We start from the raw sequence: 16,619 nt of genomic DNA, 5'->3' as shown, positions 1-16,619 counted from the left end.
GGCAACGACAGCGGCGCCGCTGATGACAGCGGCGCCGCGTTTTTGTCAGGGCAAAGGTGCGCGAGCACCCTTGCCTTCTGCCGAATGTCCTATTCCGACTTGTCGACGTTCCAGAACACCGGGGTCGCCGGACCGTCGAGCACGCCGGTCAGCGACTTCCGCCAAGCGCTCGGCGCCAGATACTGGCCGAGCGGGATGTAGATCACCTGGTCGTAGGCTTCCTTCTGGATCTCGGTCGCGATCTTCTTCTGATCGTCGAGCGAGGCGGCGCGGACGAAGTCGTCCTTGAGCTTCTCGATCTTGGCATCCTCCGCCCAGCCGAACCAGCCGCCCTTCTTGCCCTGGCCGCCGATCGAGAGATTCGCGATCGGGTTGGACACGTCGGCACTGACCCAGTTGGTGAAGAACATGTTCCAGCCGCCCTCCTTGGGAGATTTCTGGCTGGCGCGCCGGCTCACCACCGTCTGCCAGTCGGTCGCCTGGAGATCGACCTTGAAGCCGGCCTCGCGCAGTTGCTGGGCAGCCACGATCGGCTGGGCCTTGAGTGTCGTGACGTCACCGGGGGCCATGATCACGACGGGAGTGCCGTCATAGCCGGACTCGGCAAGGGCCTTCTTGGCTTCTGCCATGCCGTTGCCCTTCACCAGCGTCTCCGATCCGACGTCGGTTGCAAACGGGGTATCGCAGATGAAGAAGGCGCCGCAGACCTTGTAGTACTTCGGATTACCGACGAGTGCGTCGAGCACGTCCTTCTGGCTGATGGCCAGAAGCGCGGCGCGGCGGATCTTCGGATTGTCGAAGGGCGGATGCAGGAAGTTCATGCGGCCCAAGGTCTGGAAGCCGAACTTGTTCAGCGTCTCGACCTTCAGGTCGGGATTGCCCTCGAGGACCGGCAACAGATCCCAGGGCGGATTTTCCATGAAGTCGATGTCGGCCGACTGCAGCGCATTCACCGCGGTCTGCGAATCCGGCATGGTGATCCACTCGACGCGATCGACCTTCACCACCTTGCCGCCCGCAGTCCAGCTCACCGGCTCCTTGCGCGGCACGTAATCGGTGTTCTTGACATAGACCGCCTTCACGCCGGGCTGGAATTCGCCCTGGACGAACTTGAACGGACCGGATCCGATCTGTTCGGGGATCTGCTTGTCCGGCGGCGTCTCGGCGAGACGCTTCGGCATCATGAAGGCGACGCGCGAAGACGGCTTGCCGATCGACTCGAGCACCAGGCCATAGGGCTCTTTCAGCTTCAGCGTGATGGTTTTCGGATCGGTCGCCTCGATGCTCGCAGTGAACTGCATCATCTGCTGGCCCATGCCGTCGACGGCGGCCCAGCGCTTCAGCGAGGCAACGCAGTCCTCCGCGGTCACCGGCGTGCCGTCATGCCATTTCAGGCCGTCGCGCAGCGTGAAGGTATAGGTGAGCTTGTCGTCGGAGATCTTCCAGTCCGCCATCTGCGGCTGGATCTTGAAATTCGCATCTGTCGCGATCAGCGTGTCGTAGACCATGTAGCCATGGTCACGCGTGATGTAGGCGGTGGTGAAGATCGGATCGATGATGCGCAGATCCGAATGCATCACCGCGGTGATGGTCTTGCCGGCCGCAAACACCGGCGAGGCCATCGCCGTCGAAAGCGCGACGACCGACAGCGCAAGTATGGAGGCGAACGCGCGACGCCCCCGGCGCATCAAGCTCAACATAGAAAGTTTCTCCTGACGTGAAACTGTTCAAAGGCAGGTTATTGGTTGAGCATCAGGTTCGTTCTTTGGGCGAACTAACCTCATGCAACGCCTTTATCTTTCGAGACTTGCAGACAGTGTTGAGCGCGTCAATCCGGTTTCGGTGCAGCCCACGGCGTCGTACGTACGGGCTCCACAAAGATCGGTTTGGCTCTACAACGCTCTCCGCTTGTCCTGCCGGCGCTGATGCAATGCGCGTTCCATCTTTCGAATCTTGGGAGACATCGAGATGAATCCAGCCAATCTTCCCTTCGATTCCGAAACCATGCTCGAGGGCCTGCGCACCTGGGTCGAATGCGAGAGCCCGACCTGGGACGCCGGCGCCGTCAATCGCATGCTCGATATCGCAGCGCGGGATATGGCCGTCATGGGTGCGACCATCGAGCGCATTGCCGGCCGTCAGGGCTTCGGCGGCGTCATCCGCGCGCGTTTCCCGCACCCCAAGCAGGGCGAACCGGGCATTCTGATCGCCGGACACATGGATACCGTCCACCCGGTCGGCACCATCGAGAAGCTGAAATGGCGGCGCGAGGGCAACAGATGCTACGGTCCCGGCATCTGCGATATGAAGGGCGGCAACTATCTCTCCCTGGAGGCGATCCGCCAGTTGGCACGCGCGTCCTTCACTACGCCCCTGCCGATCACCGTGCTGTTCACGCCGGACGAGGAAGTCGGAACGCCCTCGACGCGCGACATCATCGAGGCGGAAGCCGCGCGCAACAAATACGTGCTGGTGCCCGAGCCCGGTCGCGCCGACAACGGCGTCACCACCGGACGTTACGCCATCGCGCGATTCAATCTGGAAGCGACGGGACGACCGAGCCACGCAGGCGCAACGCTGTCGGCGGGACGGTCGGCCATCCGCGAGATGGCGCGGCAGATTCTCGCGATCGAGGCGATGACGACCGAAGACTGCACCTTCTCCGTCGGAATCGTGCATGGCGGCCAATGGGTCAATTGCGTTGCCACGACCGCCACGGGCGAAGCGCTCTCCATGGCCAAGCGTCAGGCCGATCTCGACCGCGGCGTCGAGCGGATGCTGGCGCTGTCGGGCACGAGCAATGAGGTGGCCTTCAAGGTCACGCGCGGAGTGACGCGGCCGGTATGGGAGCCGGACGCCGGCACCATGGCACTGTACGAAAAGGCGCGAGGCATCGCCAAATCGCTCGGCGCGGAATTACCGCATGCGAGTTCCGGCGGCGGTTCCGACGGCAACTTCACCGGCGCGATGGGCATCCCGACTCTCGACGGCCTGGGCGTGCGCGGCGGCAATGTCCACACGCTCGAAGAGTATATCGAGGTCGAGAGTCTGGTCGAACGCGGCCGCCTGATGGCGGGACTGTTGGCCACCCTGGAGTGATCGCCAAGTCATTCTGTAGGGCGGACAAAGGGCACTTGCGCCGTGCCCACCACCTCTCTCGGATCGCAACGAAGGGTGGGCACGCATCAGCCTTTTTTCGAGCTAAGGGCGGACAAGCCGCATCGCCCACCCCTACGAAGACTGGCCGCACTGCAAAAACTGTGACCCTGATGGCACGGGAATTGCTGAAATGTTAGGCTGGTGGCAGAACGGGCGATCACCGCTGCCGCCGATTTGACTCTAATCTGACGGATCCAACTTGCTCGGATATCTCCTTCGCCGAATCTTCGCCGCCGTGCCCGTGATGGGCGTCGTCGCCCTGTTCGTATTCCTGCTGCTACGGCTGACGCCGGGCGATCCCGCCGCGATCCTCGCCGGCGACAATGCGACGCCGGAACGGCTGGAGCGTATCCGCACCTCACTCGGTCTCAACGAGCCCTTGATCGTCCAGTTCATCACCTGGGTGAACAAGCTGCTGCACGGCGATCTCGGTACCTCGCTGATCTCCAACCTGCCGGTCATGAAGATGATCGGCCAGCGCGTCGAGCCGTCGATATCGATCGCGCTGTCGACCATCATTCTCGCCGTCGTCGTCGCCGTGCCGCTCGGCGTCATCGCGGCCTGGAAGCACGGCACCTGGATCGATCGCTTCGTGATGGGCCTGTCCGTGCTCGGCTTCTCGGTGCCGGTGTTCGTGGTCGGCTATGTCCTGATCGAGGTGTTTGCGATCGACCTGCGCTGGTTGCCGGTGCAGGGCTTCAAGAGCATATCGGCCGGCTTCGGTCCGTTCCTCGAGCGCATCATTCTGCCGACCTGCGCGCTCTCCTTTATCTATATCGCGCTGATCGCGCGCATGACGCGCGCGGCGATGCTCGACGTGCTCGGTGAAGACTACGTGCGAACGGCGCGCGCCAAGGGCATCAACGAGGTCGCCGTGATGATGCGGCATGCGCTGCGCAACGCCGCGGTGCCCGTGATCACCGTGATCGGCACCGGTTTTGCGCTGCTGATCTCCGGCGTCGTCGTCACAGAGAGCGTGTTCAACATCCCCGGCATCGGCCGCCTCACGGTGGATGCGGTGCTGGCGCGCGACTATCCAGTGATCCAGGCGATGATCCTGCTGACCTCGCTGATCTACGTCGTCGTCAACCTTCTGATCGACGTCGCCTATACGCTGCTCGATCCCCGTATCAGGTACTGAGGCAAGGAAGAACAACCATGACGGTCGATAGCCTTCCCCAGTCCTCCATTCCGATCACGTCGCCGCTGAGGCCGCGCCTCGGATTCCTCACCTCGACGCCGATCATCACGGCGGCCACGATCCTGCTCACGCTGATCGTGCTGATCTCGATCCTGGCGCCGCTGATCGCGCCGCATGATCCGATCCAGCTTGCGCCCTCGCAGCGGCTCAAACCATCGTCCGCGCAGTTCCTGCTCGGCACCGACCCCTATGGCCGTGACCTGTTGTCGCGCGTCATCTATGGCGGCCGCATCTCGCTGCTGATCGGCATCGGTTCGGCGATCTTCTCGATCGCCATCGGGCTTGCGATCGGGCTGGTCTCCGGCTTCTTCAAGCTGGTCGATTCGGTGATGATGCGCATCATGGACGGCCTGATGGCGATGCCGAGCATCCTGCTCGCGATCGCCGTGGTGTCGTTGTCCGGCGCCAGCATCTGGACCGTGCTGATCGCGATCACCATTCCCGAAGTCCCGCGCGTGGCGCGCCTGGTACGCTCGGTCGTGCTATCCGCCCGCGAGGAGCCTTATGTGGAGGCCGCCATCTCGGTCGGATCGTCGCTGCCCAAGATCATGTGGCGGCACCTGATGCCGAATACGATCGCGCCGCTGATCGTCCAGGGCACCTATGTCTGCGCCTCCGCCATCCTCACCGAGGCCATTCTCTCTTTCCTCGGCGCGGGCATCTCGCCTGAGACGCCGACCTGGGGCAACATCATGGCCGAAGGCCGCCAGTATTTTCAGCTCAAGCCGACGCTGATCTTCTGGCCGGGCCTGTTGCTCTCGATCGCCATCCTCAGCATCAACCTGATCGGCGACGCCGCCCGCGACGCACTCGATCCCCGCATGAAGCAGCGGGAGGGGAAGTGATGCGAGTAGCCCTGTCATTCCGGGGCGCGCCCCTTGGCGCGAGCCCGGAGTCCATTTCACCTCTTGTGTTGCGGCCCGATGGATTCTCCGGTGCGCAATTGCGCACCGTAGCTCGCGCTGACGCGCGCCCCGGCATGACGAAAGACCTCGCATGACCAAAGACACCATTCTCGACATCAACAATCTCGTCGTCTCCGTCGGCAAGAAGCCGGGCGGGCCAAAGATCATCGACGGCATTTCGATCCAGGTGCGCGAAGGCGAGACGCTGTGCCTCGTCGGCGAGAGCGGCTCGGGCAAGTCGGTGACCTCGCTCACCACGATGGGCCTCTTGCCAAAGGGCACGCTGGTTCCGACGGGCGGAAGCGTGAAGCTCGTCGGCGAGGAGATCCTCACCGCGACCGACCGCCGCCTGCGCCAGTTGCGCGCGACGAAGATGGCCATGATCTTCCAGGAGCCGATGACCGCGCTCAATCCGGTCGTGCCGGTCGGCCGCCAGATCGACGAGGTCTTGCGCGCCCATACCGACCTCGATGCCAGAGCGCGCAAGAAGCGCATTCTCGATATGATGGAGCAGGTCCACCTGCCCCAGGTCGAGCGCATCTTCGCCTCCTACCCGCACCGCCTCTCCGGCGGCCAGCGCCAGCGCATCATGATCGCGATGGCGCTGGTGCTGGAGCCCAAGCTCCTCATCGCCGACGAGCCGACCACCGCGCTCGACGTCACCACGCAGAAGCAGATTCTGTCCCTGATCCGCGAGCTGCAGCGCGATCATGGCACCGCCGTGCTGTTCATCACCCATGACATGGGCGTGGTCGCCGAGATCGCCGACCGCGTCGCGGTGATGCGGCAGGGCCGCCTGGTCGAAACCGGCCAACTCGAGACCGTGTTGCGCAATCCCAGCATGGATTACACCCGCAACCTGCTCGCCTCCGTCCCGAGCCTGGTGCCGCGGCCGCCGCGCGAGGAGAGCCGCGAGCCGATCGTGCTGGAGGCCAACGACCTCAGCAAGATCTACAAGGAACGCGCCTTCTTCGGCAAAGGCCGCGAGGTCGTCGCCGCCGACAAGGTGACGCTGACACTGCGCAAGGGCCGCACGCTCGGCATCGTCGGCGAAAGCGGCTCGGGCAAGTCGACGGTGGCGCGCTGCATCGTGCGCCTGATCGATCCGACCTCCGGCGGTGTGCGCCTGTCCGGCCGCGAGATCTCGGACATCTCGCGCCGCCTGCTGCAGCCGCACCGGCAGAAGATCCAGATCGTGTTTCAGGATCCGTACCGCTCGCTCAACCCGCGCGTCAGCGTCGGCGAGAGCATCGCGGAGGGCCCGATCAATTACGGCATATCGCATGCCGACGCGATGAAGCGGGCCCGCGAATTGCTCGAGCTGGTCGGCCTGCCGGCCGACGCTGTGTCGCGCTATCCGCACCAGTTCTCCGGCGGCCAGCGCCAGCGCATTGCCATTGCGCGTGCGCTCGCGCTCGATCCCGACGTGCTGGTGGCGGACGAAGCGGTCTCCGCGCTCGACGTCTCCGTGCAGGCGCAGGTGCTGGACCTGCTCGACGAGATCCAGAAGCGGCTCGGCATCGCCATCCTGTTCATCACCCACGATCTGCGTGTCGCAGCGCAAATCTGCGACGAGGTCGTGGTGATGCAGCACGGGCGCGTCGTCGAACAGGGGCCGGCGGCGGAGGTGTTGACGCACCCGCAGGAGGCCTACACCAGGGCGTTGCTGGATGCGGCACCCGGCCGCAACTGGGATTTTGCGAATTTCCGGCCGGTGTCGGAGGGCGTGGGGGCGAGCGCGTAGGTCTTCCCTCTCGTCATTGCGAGCGCAGCGAAGCAGTCCAGACTTCCTCCGCGGAAAAGACTCTGGATTGCTTCGCTGTGCTCGCAATGACGGTGTGCGCGGCACACATTCCCAAAACGTCTTGACCCCATGCATTGCGCGATTGCTTCCCGCCTTGCTCTCACTGCAAGGCCATGGCTAATTTCGCGCACCCTTGATTGATCGGACTTGCTTTGATGACACGCATCGCCGTCGGCGGCTTCCTGCACGAGACCAACACCTTCGCTCCGACCAAGGCGACCTTCGCCGACTTCCAGCATGGCGGCGGCTGGCCGGCGATGACGGTGGGGGCCGACGTTCTCAAGGTGATGCGCGGCATCAATGTCGGGCTGGCCGGTTTCGTCGACAGCGCGGAAGCCAACGGCTGGGAACTCGTTCCGACCATCGCCTGCGGTGCGAGCCCGTCGGCGCATGTCACCGAGGATGCGTTCGAGCGCATCGTGAAGGTGATGATCGACGGCATCGCGGCTGCCGGGCCGATCGACGCCGTCTATCTCGACCTGCACGGCGCCATGGTGACCGAGCATCTCGACGACGGCGAAGGCGAGATCTTGGCGCGCGTTCGCCGCATCATCGGCAAGGATGTTCCGCTGGTCGCAAGCCTCGACCTGCACGCCAATGTGACTCCCGCAATGATGGAACATGCGGACGCGCTGATCGCCTACCGCACCTATCCGCATGTCGACATGGCCGAGACCGGCCACGCCTGCGCAAAGCACCTCGCCCTGCTGCTGAAGACGAAGCAGCGCCTCACAAAGTCATTCCGGCAACTGCCGTTCCTGATCGCGATCAGCTGGCAATGCACCAACGACTTCCCCACCAAGGGCATTTACGAAAAGCTCGCCGCGCTGGAGAGCGATGCGGTTCCGACGCTGTCCTTCGCGCCGGGCTTCCCGGCCGCCGACTTCCGCGACTGCGGGCCGAGCGTGTTCGCCTACGGCAGGACGCAAGACGATGCGGACCGTGCCGCAGAGGCGATCGTCAAGCTGATCGAAAGTCACGAGGACGATTTCGACGGCAAGATCTGGACGCCTGACGACGGCGTGCGCCACGCCATGGAACTTGCCAAGAGCGCGAGCAAGCCGATCATCATCGCCGACACCCAGGACAATCCCGGCGCCGGCGGCGATTCCGACACGACCGGCATGCTGCGCGCGCTGGTGCGCAACAAGGCGAGCGCCGCCACCGGCGCGATCTATGATCCGGAATCCGCCAGGGCCGCGCATGCAGCCGGCGTCGGCGCCACCGTCACGCTCTCGCTCGGCGGCAAATCAGGCATTCCCGGCGACGAGCCCTATCGTGAGACCTTCGTGGTCGAAAAACTCTCCGACGGCCGTTTCATCGCGCCCGGTCCCTACTATGGCGGCCGCGAGATGGAGATGGGTCCCTCCGCGGCCTTGCGCATCGGCGACGTCCGCGTCGTCGTCTCCTCGCACAAGGCGCAACTCGCCGACCAGGCGATGTACCGCTATGTCGGCATCGAGCCGACCAGGGAGAAGATCCTGGTCAACAAGAGCTCGGTGCATTTCCGCGCCGATTTCGAACCGATCGCGGAAAAGCTGATGATCTGCGCCGCGCCCGGCGCGATGCCGGCCGATACGGCGTCCCTCCCCTGGACGCGCCTGCGTCCGGGTATCCGCATCAAGCCGAACGGCCCCGCTTTCGATCCTTCTTCATGCTAACCGGACAGGACACATGCCCACCATTGACCGCATCGACGGCTACGCCGACGAACTCACTGCCATCAGGCGCGACCTCCACGCCCATCCCGAGATCGGCTTCGAGGAAGTGCGCACCTCCGGCATCGTCGCCGACAAGCTGACGAGCTGGGGCATCGAGGTGCATCGCGGTCTCGGCGGCACCGGGGTGATCGGCGTCATCAAGGGCAAGGGTTCGGGCAGCAAGCGCATCGGGCTCCGCGCCGACATGGACGCGCTGCCGATGGAAGAGAACACCAATCTGAAATGGTCTTCGAAGATTCCCGGCCGCTTCCACGGCTGCGGTCATGACGGCCACACCACCATGCTGCTCGGCACCGCGCGCTACCTCGCCGAGACCAGGAATTTCGACGGCACCGTGCACCTGATCTTCCAGCCGGCGGAGGAAGGCCTGGGCGGCGCCCGCGCCATGATCAAGGACGGGCTGTTCGAGAAATTTCCGTGCGACGAGCTCTACGGCCTGCACAACGCGCCCGACCTCAACCACGGCGAGATCGCGATCCTGCCGGGCCCGGCGATGGCCAGCGCCGACTTCTTCGACCTCCGCATCACCGGCTACGGCGCGCATGGCGCTATGCCCGAGCGCTCCAAGGACGCGGTCGTGATCGCGACCACGCTGGCGCAGGCGATCCAGACCGTCGTCAGCCGCAACGTCGAGCCGCTGCAGGCTGCGGTGGTGTCGATCACCCAGATCCATGCCGGCTCCGCCTACAACGTCATTCCCGGCGATGCGCATCTTTGCGGCACCATCCGCACCTTCTCGAAGGAAGTCCGCACCCTGGTCAGCGAACGCATCCGCACCATCTGCGCCGGCATCGCCAGTGCCTATGAGTGCGCGATCGATGTCGACATCCGCGACACCTTCAACGTGCTGGTCAACCAGGTCGAGCAGTCCAAGGTGGTCGAGGAGGTCGCGCGCACGATCGTCGACCCCGCCAAGGTGATCACCCGCACCCAGCCGAAGATGGGCAGCGAGGACTTTGCCGACATGCTGGAGACAATTCCCGGCGCCTATTTCTGGGTCGGTCATGACGGCTCGGTTCCGGTGCACAATCCCGGCTTCGTGCTCGACGACAAGATCCTGCCGATCGGCGCCAGCATGTTCGCCCGGATCATCGAAACGCGCATGCCGGTAGGCTAGCGATGAAGAAGAGCGTCGAGGAGGCGGTCACCTCGCTGCACGATTTGTCCGCGGTCGATCTGATCGCGGGCTATCGCGCAAAGCAGTTCTCGCCGAGCGAGGTGCTGGAGGATCTGCTCGCGCATGTCGCTGCGTGGGAGCCGCATCTGAAGGCGCTCTATGCGTTCGATCCCGACGGCGCGCGCGAGGCCGCCGAGGCTTCGACGGCGCGCTGGTCCGGCGGCGAACCTTGCGGCGCGCTCGACGGCGTGCCTGTCACGGTCAAGGACAACATCGCGACCAAAGGCGTGCCGGTGCCGCTGGGAGCTGCCAGCGTCAAGCTCGTGCCGGCGGAGAAGGATGCCCCGCCCGCCGCGCGGCTGCGCGAGTCAGGCGCGATCATCTTCGCCAAGACCACCATGCCCGATTACGGCATGCTGTCGTCGGGGCTCTCTTCGTTCCACGCGCTCGCGCGAAATCCCTGGGACCTCACCAAAAATCCCGGCGGCTCCAGCGCCGGTGCGGGCGCCGCGGCCGCAGCCGGCTACGGTCCGCTGCATCTCGGCACCGATATCGGCGGCTCGGTGCGCCTGCCGGCCGGTTGGTGCGGCCTCGTCGGCCTGAAGCCGAGCTTCGGACGCGTGCCGATCGACCCCAGCTATGTCGGCCGCGTCGCCGGCCCGATGACCCGCACGGTCGACGACTGCGCGCTGATGATGAGCGTGATCGCAAAGCCCGACAGGCGCGACGGCATGAGCCTGCCCGCCGAGCCGCTGAACTGGAAGGGTCTCGAGAAGTCCCCGCGCAAACTCCGCATCGGCCTGATGCTCGATCCCGGCTGCGGCCTGGCGCTGGAGAAGCCGGTGCGCGAAGTGGCGGTGAAGGCCGCGAAGGCTTTCGAGTCCGCAGGCGCCGTCGTCGCCGAAGTCGACGGCATCCTCACGCGCGAGATGCTCGACGGCCTCGACAATTTCTGGCGCGCGCGGATGTGGGACGATCTGTCCAAGCTGACGCCGGCCGAACAGGCAAAGGTGCTGCCCTACATCTTCAAATGGGGAGAATCCGGCGCGAAGCTCTCCGGCGTCGACGTGATCCGCGGCTTCAACCAGACCATGGCGATCCGCGCAGCTGCGTCCAAGCTGTTCTGCGAGCTCGATTACGTGATCTCGCCGACCGCACCGAACGTGAACTATCCGGCGGATTGGGCCTCGCCGACCAACGATCCCATGAAGCCGTTCGAGCACATCGCCTATACCGTTCCGTGGAATATGTCGGAGAACCCTGCGGTCTCGATCAATGGCGGGTTCGACGCCAAGGGTTTTCCCATCGGCCTGCAGATCGTCGGCCGCCGCTTCGACGATATCGGCGTGCTCGGCATGGCCAAGGCGTTCGAAGGCCTGCGCGGAGCGCAGCGGCCCTGGCCGAAGCCGCCGCGCAACTAACTCCGCTCGTCATTCCCGGGCGCCCTCTTGGCGCAAGCCCGGAATCCATTCATCGGCACAAGTGGTGTGGATAAATGGATTCCGGGCTCGCCCTTCGCGTGCCCCGGAATGACGTGCTAGAGAGAACGATAAAGATCCAGGGAAGGAAACCACTCATGGCGTATGAGACGATCAAATACGAGGTCGCCGAGCAGATCCTCACCATCACGCTGAACCGGCCCGACAAGCTCAACGCCTTCAACGCGCAGATGCAGGCAGAATTGATCGACGCCTTCGACGCCGCCGACAAGGACGACAATGTCCGCGCCGTCATCGTCACCGGAGCCGGACGCGGCTTTTGCGCAGGCGCGGATCTCTCCTCCGGAGCCGATACGTTCGATCGCGACGCGCGGCGTGGGCCGGTGAAGCGCTTTGCCGACGGCAAGATCGATTACAGCGATCCGCAGGTGCGCGATGGCGGCGGCCAGGTCACCTTGCGCATCTTCAAGTGCCTCAAGCCGGTGATCGCCGCGGTGAACGGCCCCGCCGTCGGCATCGGCGTCACCATGCAGCTCGCGATGGATATTCGCATCGCATCTGAAGCGGCGCGCTTCGGCTTCGTGTTCTCCCAGCGCGGCATCGTGCCGGAGGCGGCCTCGAGCTGGTTCCTGCCGCGCATCGTCGGCATCTCGCAGGCGCTGGAATGGTGCTATTCAGGCCGCGTCTTCCCGGCTCAGGAAGCGCTCGCCGGCCGCCTCGTCAGCAAGGTCGTCGCCCCCGACGATCTCTTGCCGACCGCCCGCGCGCTAGCGAAGGAATTCGCAGCCAAAACCGCGCCGGTGTCGATCGCGCTGATCCGCCAGATGATGTGGCGCATGATGGGCGCCGACGATCCCATGGAAGCCCACAAGGTCGACAGCCGCGGCATCTACGCCCGCGGCCGCTCGGACGACGTGAGGGAAGGCGTGGTGTCGTTCCTGGAGAAGCGGCCGGCGCAGTTCAAGAACAAGGTTTCCAGCGACATGCCGGATTATTTCCCGTGGTGGACCGAGCGGGAGTACAAATAGCGCGTTTTCGAACCTATGCCGCCTTGATCGCGCCGATGAAGGTCTCGACGAACTGACGCATGCTTTCCGACTGTCGCGTCAGTTCCTCGGAAGCATCGAAAACTTCGCCCGCGGCGGCACTGGACTCGCTCGATCCAAGCTTGACGCTCTGGATGCTCTGGGAAATCTCTCCGGTCCCCCGCGCGGCCTCCTGAACGTTGCGGGCGATTTCCCGTGTGGCGGCGTCCTGCTCGACGACCGCAGCGGCGATAGAAGCCGTGATCTCGTTGATCTCTTCGATCGTGACGGTGATGCCGTGAATTGCGCTCAGCGCCTGTTCGGACGTCGTCTGGATCGCGGTGATCTGGCTGCGGATATCGTCTGTCGCTTTGGATGTCTGTTCGGCGAGGCTTTTGACCTCGCCTGCGACGACTGCAAATCCCCTGCCCGCGTGACCGGCCCGGGCCGCCTCGATCGCCGCATTCAACGCCAGCAGATTCGTCTGCCTCGCGATCTCGTTGATCAGCGTCAGCACGTCGCCGACCGATGCAGCGGCCGATGACAGGCTCTTGACCGTTTCGTTCGTACGGCGGCCGTCGACGGCTGCTTTCTGCGCGATCTCGGCCGATTGCGTCACACGCCGGCCGATCTCGGCGACCGAATTGGACAGTTCCTCGGTGGCTGCCGCCACGGTCTGCATGTTGGTGGAGGCGACCTCCGTCACATCGGCCACGCCGGCCGCTTCGTCGCTGGTCCGACCTGCGGACTTGTTCATCCTTGCCGCCGTCGCCTCGAGCTGCGATGAGGCGGAAACGACGGTTTCGATCACCTCGGCGACGTCGGTATTGAAGCGATCCGTGAGCTCGCCGATGCGCGTTGCGCGCGCGGCGCGCTGCGCGATGGCCTCGCGTTCCCGCGCGTTGAGCTCGACGGTGCGGACCAGATTGTCCTTGAAGAACTGGACGGCGCGCGCCATCGCGCCGATCTCGTCGCCCCGATCGGTCGCATCGACCTGCTGATCGAGCTTGCCGCCGGCAAGCTGGCTCATGGCGTTGGCCAGCTGACCGATCGGCGCCGTGATGCTCCGCGCCATCATCGAAACCGCCGCCATGCTGGTCAGCAGCGCCAGCAGGGCAAGCCCGGTCACCAGGCCAAGGCTGAAGGTGGCACCGTTCTTTTTCTTGGCCATCAGGTCGGCCAGATCGGTGACCAAGCCATCCTCCACCTTCTTCATCAGGTCGATCCGAACCGTCGCGGCATCGAACCAGGTCTTGCTGTCGAGCGAACCGAACTCCCCGGCAAGCCCGCCTCGCTCGACCACTCTGCGCATGCTCTCGAACCTGTCGACCGCCGGCCCGGACAGTTGCGAATTGAGCAGCTCCCTGGCGGGAGCGGATGCAACCGCACGTAACGACGCGAAGAAACTGTCCTGTGCCGCGGCAAGGCCGATCGCCCGGACGTAGGCCTGTGGCTCGAAACGACCGGCGGCAATCGCGCCGGCGACGGTGGCCCGTTCCAGACCGGCCCGCTCCTTGGCTTCCACCAGATTGGCATGCGCCGCGATCGACCGCGAAATCTCGTCATCCGTTGCAAGTTTGGAAATGCCCGACATCACGATGATCAGACGCCCCACGATCTCGGTGAGAGCGCCCGTTGCCGCGGCCGGAGCGATGGCCTGGCGATCGATCTGCTCGCGCAGCGTATCCAGCCGCCCGAGACTCTCCGTCGCTGCCTGACTGGTAGACGTCAGCCGGCCGCTTCTCTCCCGGGCCAGATCAGCCAGCGCTTCAAGCGCCCTTGCCCGACCGGCATCCGTGCGACCACGCTGCTGCAGCAGTTCGGCCCCCAACTGTCCGCCCTTGCTGCTCAGAAAGGTCAACGACAGGCCGCGCTCGCGTTGGAGCTCGTGGACCAGGCCGCTCAACTTGCCGACCCCGTCCACGACCGGCTGCATCTCCGCCATTTCCGAGCGCACGGCCCATTTCGCGGAAATCTCGTAGAGCGCCATCATGGCGAGCGTCGCGAGGGGCAGCAGCGCCGCCAGAGCGATGCGGTGGAGTATTCTTGTGTTCTTGAACATCAACCGAGTTCACATTGCGCACTCGTGATAGGATAAGACTGGTAAAGAAAACGCGTTACGCGAGCGACCAAAGCTTGAGCGGTACCTGCTCACGAATGCGGCAGACCCGGTCAGTCCATCACCAGCGCCACGCGCCCGATCGCCTTTCGCTCGATCAACAGCCGCATCGCCTTCGCACAGTCCTGCAGCGGCAGGCGATGCGAGACGTTCGGGCGCAGTTTACCCTCCTCCGCCCATTGCAGCAGTGCCTTCAGCCTGACCTCACCGAGCTTCGGATTCCTGCGCACGGCTTCGCCAGCACGGACGCCGAGCACGCTGGCGCCCTTGATCAGCAGCAAATTGGTCTTCGCCGAACCGATGCCGGCGGTGAAGCCGATCACCAGCAGCCGTGCGCCCCAGGCGATGCAACGCATCGAGTCTTCGAAAACCTGGCCGCCGACCGGATCGAACACGACGTCGGCGCCGCGGCCGTCGGTGATGCGCTTGACCGCCTCGCGAAACGGCTCGCGGTCGTAGCGGACGAGATGATCGGCGCCGCGCGACTTTGCGATCGCCAGCTTCTCGTCGCTGGACGCGGTCGCGATCACGGTGGCACCCAGCATCTTGCCGAGCTCGACCGCTGCAAGACCAACGCCGCCACCGGCACCGTGGACCAGCAGCACCTCGCCAGGCTCGACCCGGCCGCGCTCGATCAGCGCATGATAGGCGGTGCCGTGACCGGCGAGATAGGTCGCAGCTTCCGCATAGTCGAAGGTCGACGGCTTCGGGGTGAGCTGCGACGGCGTCACCACCACCTCATCGCTGAAAGCGCCGTGGCGCATTTTCACGATCACCTTGTCGCCGACGGCAGCGCCCCTCGCCTCCGCGCCGACCTCGATGACGTCGCCGGCGGCTTCCATGCCGGGCGTGAACGGCAGCTCCGGCTTGAGCTGATAGTCGCCGGCCGCCATCAGCACATCAGGGAAATTCAGCCCGGCGGCGCGGATCGCGACGCGGACCTCGCCTGGCTTCAAGGAACGCGACGGAATTTCTTCCAGCCGCAACATTTCGGGCGCGCCGAGCGCGCGGCAGACGACAGCTCGTACCATCAGGCCGCGCTTGCCCTGTTGCGCAGCAACGCCTCGCGGATCAGCGGCAGGCGGTCATTGCCGAAATACATGTCGGTCTTGTCGACAAAAATGGTTGGCGAGCCGAAGCCGCCGCGTGCGACGACCTCTTCCGTGTTGGCCTTGAGCTGATCCTTGATGCCCTGCTCGGAAATGCCGGCAAAGAACTTCTGCTCGTCGATGCCGACCTTCTTGCAGATCTCCGCCAGAACCGCGTCCTGCGAAATGTCCTTGTCGTCGCCCCAATAGGACTTGAACACTGAAGTCGCGAACGGCACCATCTCCTTCCCCAGCCAAATGCAGCCGCGCATCGCCTTGACGCTGTTCACCGGGAACACCGTCGGCGGCATCTTGATCGCAAGACCCGCCGAGCGCGCCCAATCCTGAAGATCCTTCTTCATGTAGCGCGCCTTCAGCGGCACCGGTTTCTCACGTTGCGCATAGACGCTGGGATTGACCGTATTGAAGATGCCGCCGACCAGGATCGGCCGCCAGATGATCTCCGCACCGAGCTCTTTCGCCAGCGGCTGGATGTTGTGGAAAGCGAGATAGGTCCAGGGGCTGGAGCAGTCGAAGAAGAATTCGATCATGGCGATTTCCTTTGCTTGTATTCGGCACGCTCTATCCTCCGTCATTGCGAGCACAGCGAAGCATCCAGACTGCGCCGCGGAAAGATCTGGATTGCTTCGTCGCAAGGGCTCCTCGCAATGACGACGGGACGAGCAGCCTACTTCCTTCCCAAAACTTCCTTAGCCCGCTGGCCAAACATGATCTTGCGTGATTCCTCGTCGAACGGCTCTTTGACGAATTTTCCGATCGCGAGCCCGGCCTGCACCTGCGGCCGCGCGCGTACCTCGGCGTACCAGCGCTTGACGTTCGGATAGTCGTCGAGCGTAAAGCCTTGCGCCTTGTGGGTCATGGTCCAGGGGAAACAGGCGATGTCGGCGATGGAATAGCCGCCGGCGACATAGGCGCCGGTCTTGGCGAGCTGGCGATCGAGCACGCCATAGAGCCGCGCCGCCTCGTCGCGATAGCGCTCGATCGCGTAGGGAATCTTCTCGGCCGCATAGAGCGCGAAAT

13 protein-coding genes are annotated in these 16,619 nt (G+C 64.5%); 8 read left to right on the top strand and 5 right to left on the bottom strand.

Annotated elements, in window-relative coordinates:
• Positions 1-89: 89 nt before the first annotated feature.
• Positions 90-1,700, bottom strand: a complete 1,611-nt coding sequence (locus IF809_RS22570) for an ABC transporter substrate-binding protein (protein WP_462838572.1) — start codon at positions 1,698-1,700, stop codon at positions 90-92.
• A gap of 268 nt (positions 1,701-1,968) precedes the next feature.
• Here IF809_RS22570 and IF809_RS22565 point away from each other — a divergent pair, with 268 nt between their 5' ends.
• From IF809_RS22565 to IF809_RS22530, 8 genes are all read left to right on the top strand, one after another.
• On the top strand, positions 1,969-3,099 hold the full coding sequence (locus IF809_RS22565) for a M20/M25/M40 family metallo-hydrolase (RefSeq protein ID WP_462838571.1): 1,131 nt from the start codon (positions 1,969-1,971) through the stop codon (positions 3,097-3,099).
• A 259-nt stretch (positions 3,100-3,358) separates the two neighbouring features.
• Complete coding sequence (locus IF809_RS22560) at positions 3,359-4,300, top strand: ABC transporter permease (protein WP_164938608.1); 942 nt, start codon at positions 3,359-3,361, stop codon at positions 4,298-4,300.
• A 17-nt stretch (positions 4,301-4,317) separates the two neighbouring features.
• Positions 4,318-5,205: an ABC transporter permease gene (locus tag IF809_RS22555; RefSeq protein WP_462838570.1), complete on the top strand. Its 888-nt coding sequence runs from the start codon at positions 4,318-4,320 to the stop codon at positions 5,203-5,205.
• A 151-nt stretch (positions 5,206-5,356) separates the two neighbouring features.
• Positions 5,357-7,009, top strand: a complete 1,653-nt coding sequence (locus tag IF809_RS22550) for an ABC transporter ATP-binding protein (protein ID WP_462838569.1) — start codon at positions 5,357-5,359, stop codon at positions 7,007-7,009.
• Positions 7,010-7,224: 215 nt separating this feature from the next.
• Positions 7,225-8,730, top strand: a complete 1,506-nt coding sequence (locus tag IF809_RS22545) for a M81 family metallopeptidase (RefSeq protein WP_462838568.1) — start codon at positions 7,225-7,227, stop codon at positions 8,728-8,730.
• Positions 8,731-8,743: 13 nt separating this feature from the next.
• Positions 8,744-9,907, top strand: a complete 1,164-nt coding sequence (locus IF809_RS22540; protein WP_128965613.1) for a M20 aminoacylase family protein — start codon at positions 8,744-8,746, stop codon at positions 9,905-9,907.
• A 2-nt stretch (positions 9,908-9,909) separates the two neighbouring features.
• Positions 9,910-11,328, top strand: coding sequence for an amidase (locus tag IF809_RS22535; RefSeq protein ID WP_462838567.1), 1,419 nt, complete (start codon positions 9,910-9,912; stop codon positions 11,326-11,328).
• Positions 11,329-11,483: 155 nt separating this feature from the next.
• Entirely contained in the window at positions 11,484-12,374 is an 891-nt protein-coding gene (locus IF809_RS22530; protein WP_462838566.1) for a crotonase/enoyl-CoA hydratase family protein, read from the top strand.
• A 13-nt stretch (positions 12,375-12,387) separates the two neighbouring features.
• On the opposite strand, the gene IF809_RS22525 is transcribed toward IF809_RS22530, so the two are convergent.
• From IF809_RS22525 to IF809_RS22510, 4 genes are all read right to left on the bottom strand, one after another.
• On the bottom strand, positions 12,388-14,433 hold the full coding sequence (locus tag IF809_RS22525) for a methyl-accepting chemotaxis protein (protein WP_462838565.1): 2,046 nt from the start codon (positions 14,431-14,433) through the stop codon (positions 12,388-12,390).
• A gap of 110 nt (positions 14,434-14,543) precedes the next feature.
• The gene (locus IF809_RS22520; RefSeq protein ID WP_462838564.1) at positions 14,544-15,521 is read right to left on the bottom strand and encodes an NADPH:quinone oxidoreductase family protein; all 978 of its coding nucleotides are present in this window, start codon (positions 15,519-15,521) and stop codon (positions 14,544-14,546) included.
• Positions 15,521-16,129, bottom strand: coding sequence for a DsbA family protein (locus IF809_RS22515; RefSeq protein WP_462838563.1), 609 nt, complete (start codon positions 16,127-16,129; stop codon positions 15,521-15,523). The genes IF809_RS22520 and IF809_RS22515 overlap by 1 nt, the downstream gene beginning before the upstream one ends.
• Before the next feature lie 137 nt (positions 16,130-16,266).
• The coding region (locus IF809_RS22510; protein ID WP_462838562.1) for a glutathione binding-like protein at positions 16,267-16,619 on the bottom strand (353 nt) is incomplete at its 5' end.

This window comes from Bradyrhizobium sp. UFLA06-24, from assembly GCF_054967145.1.
Note: the sequence above shows the minus strand (reverse complement) of the source record. Positions and strands in the feature narration are given on the sequence as shown.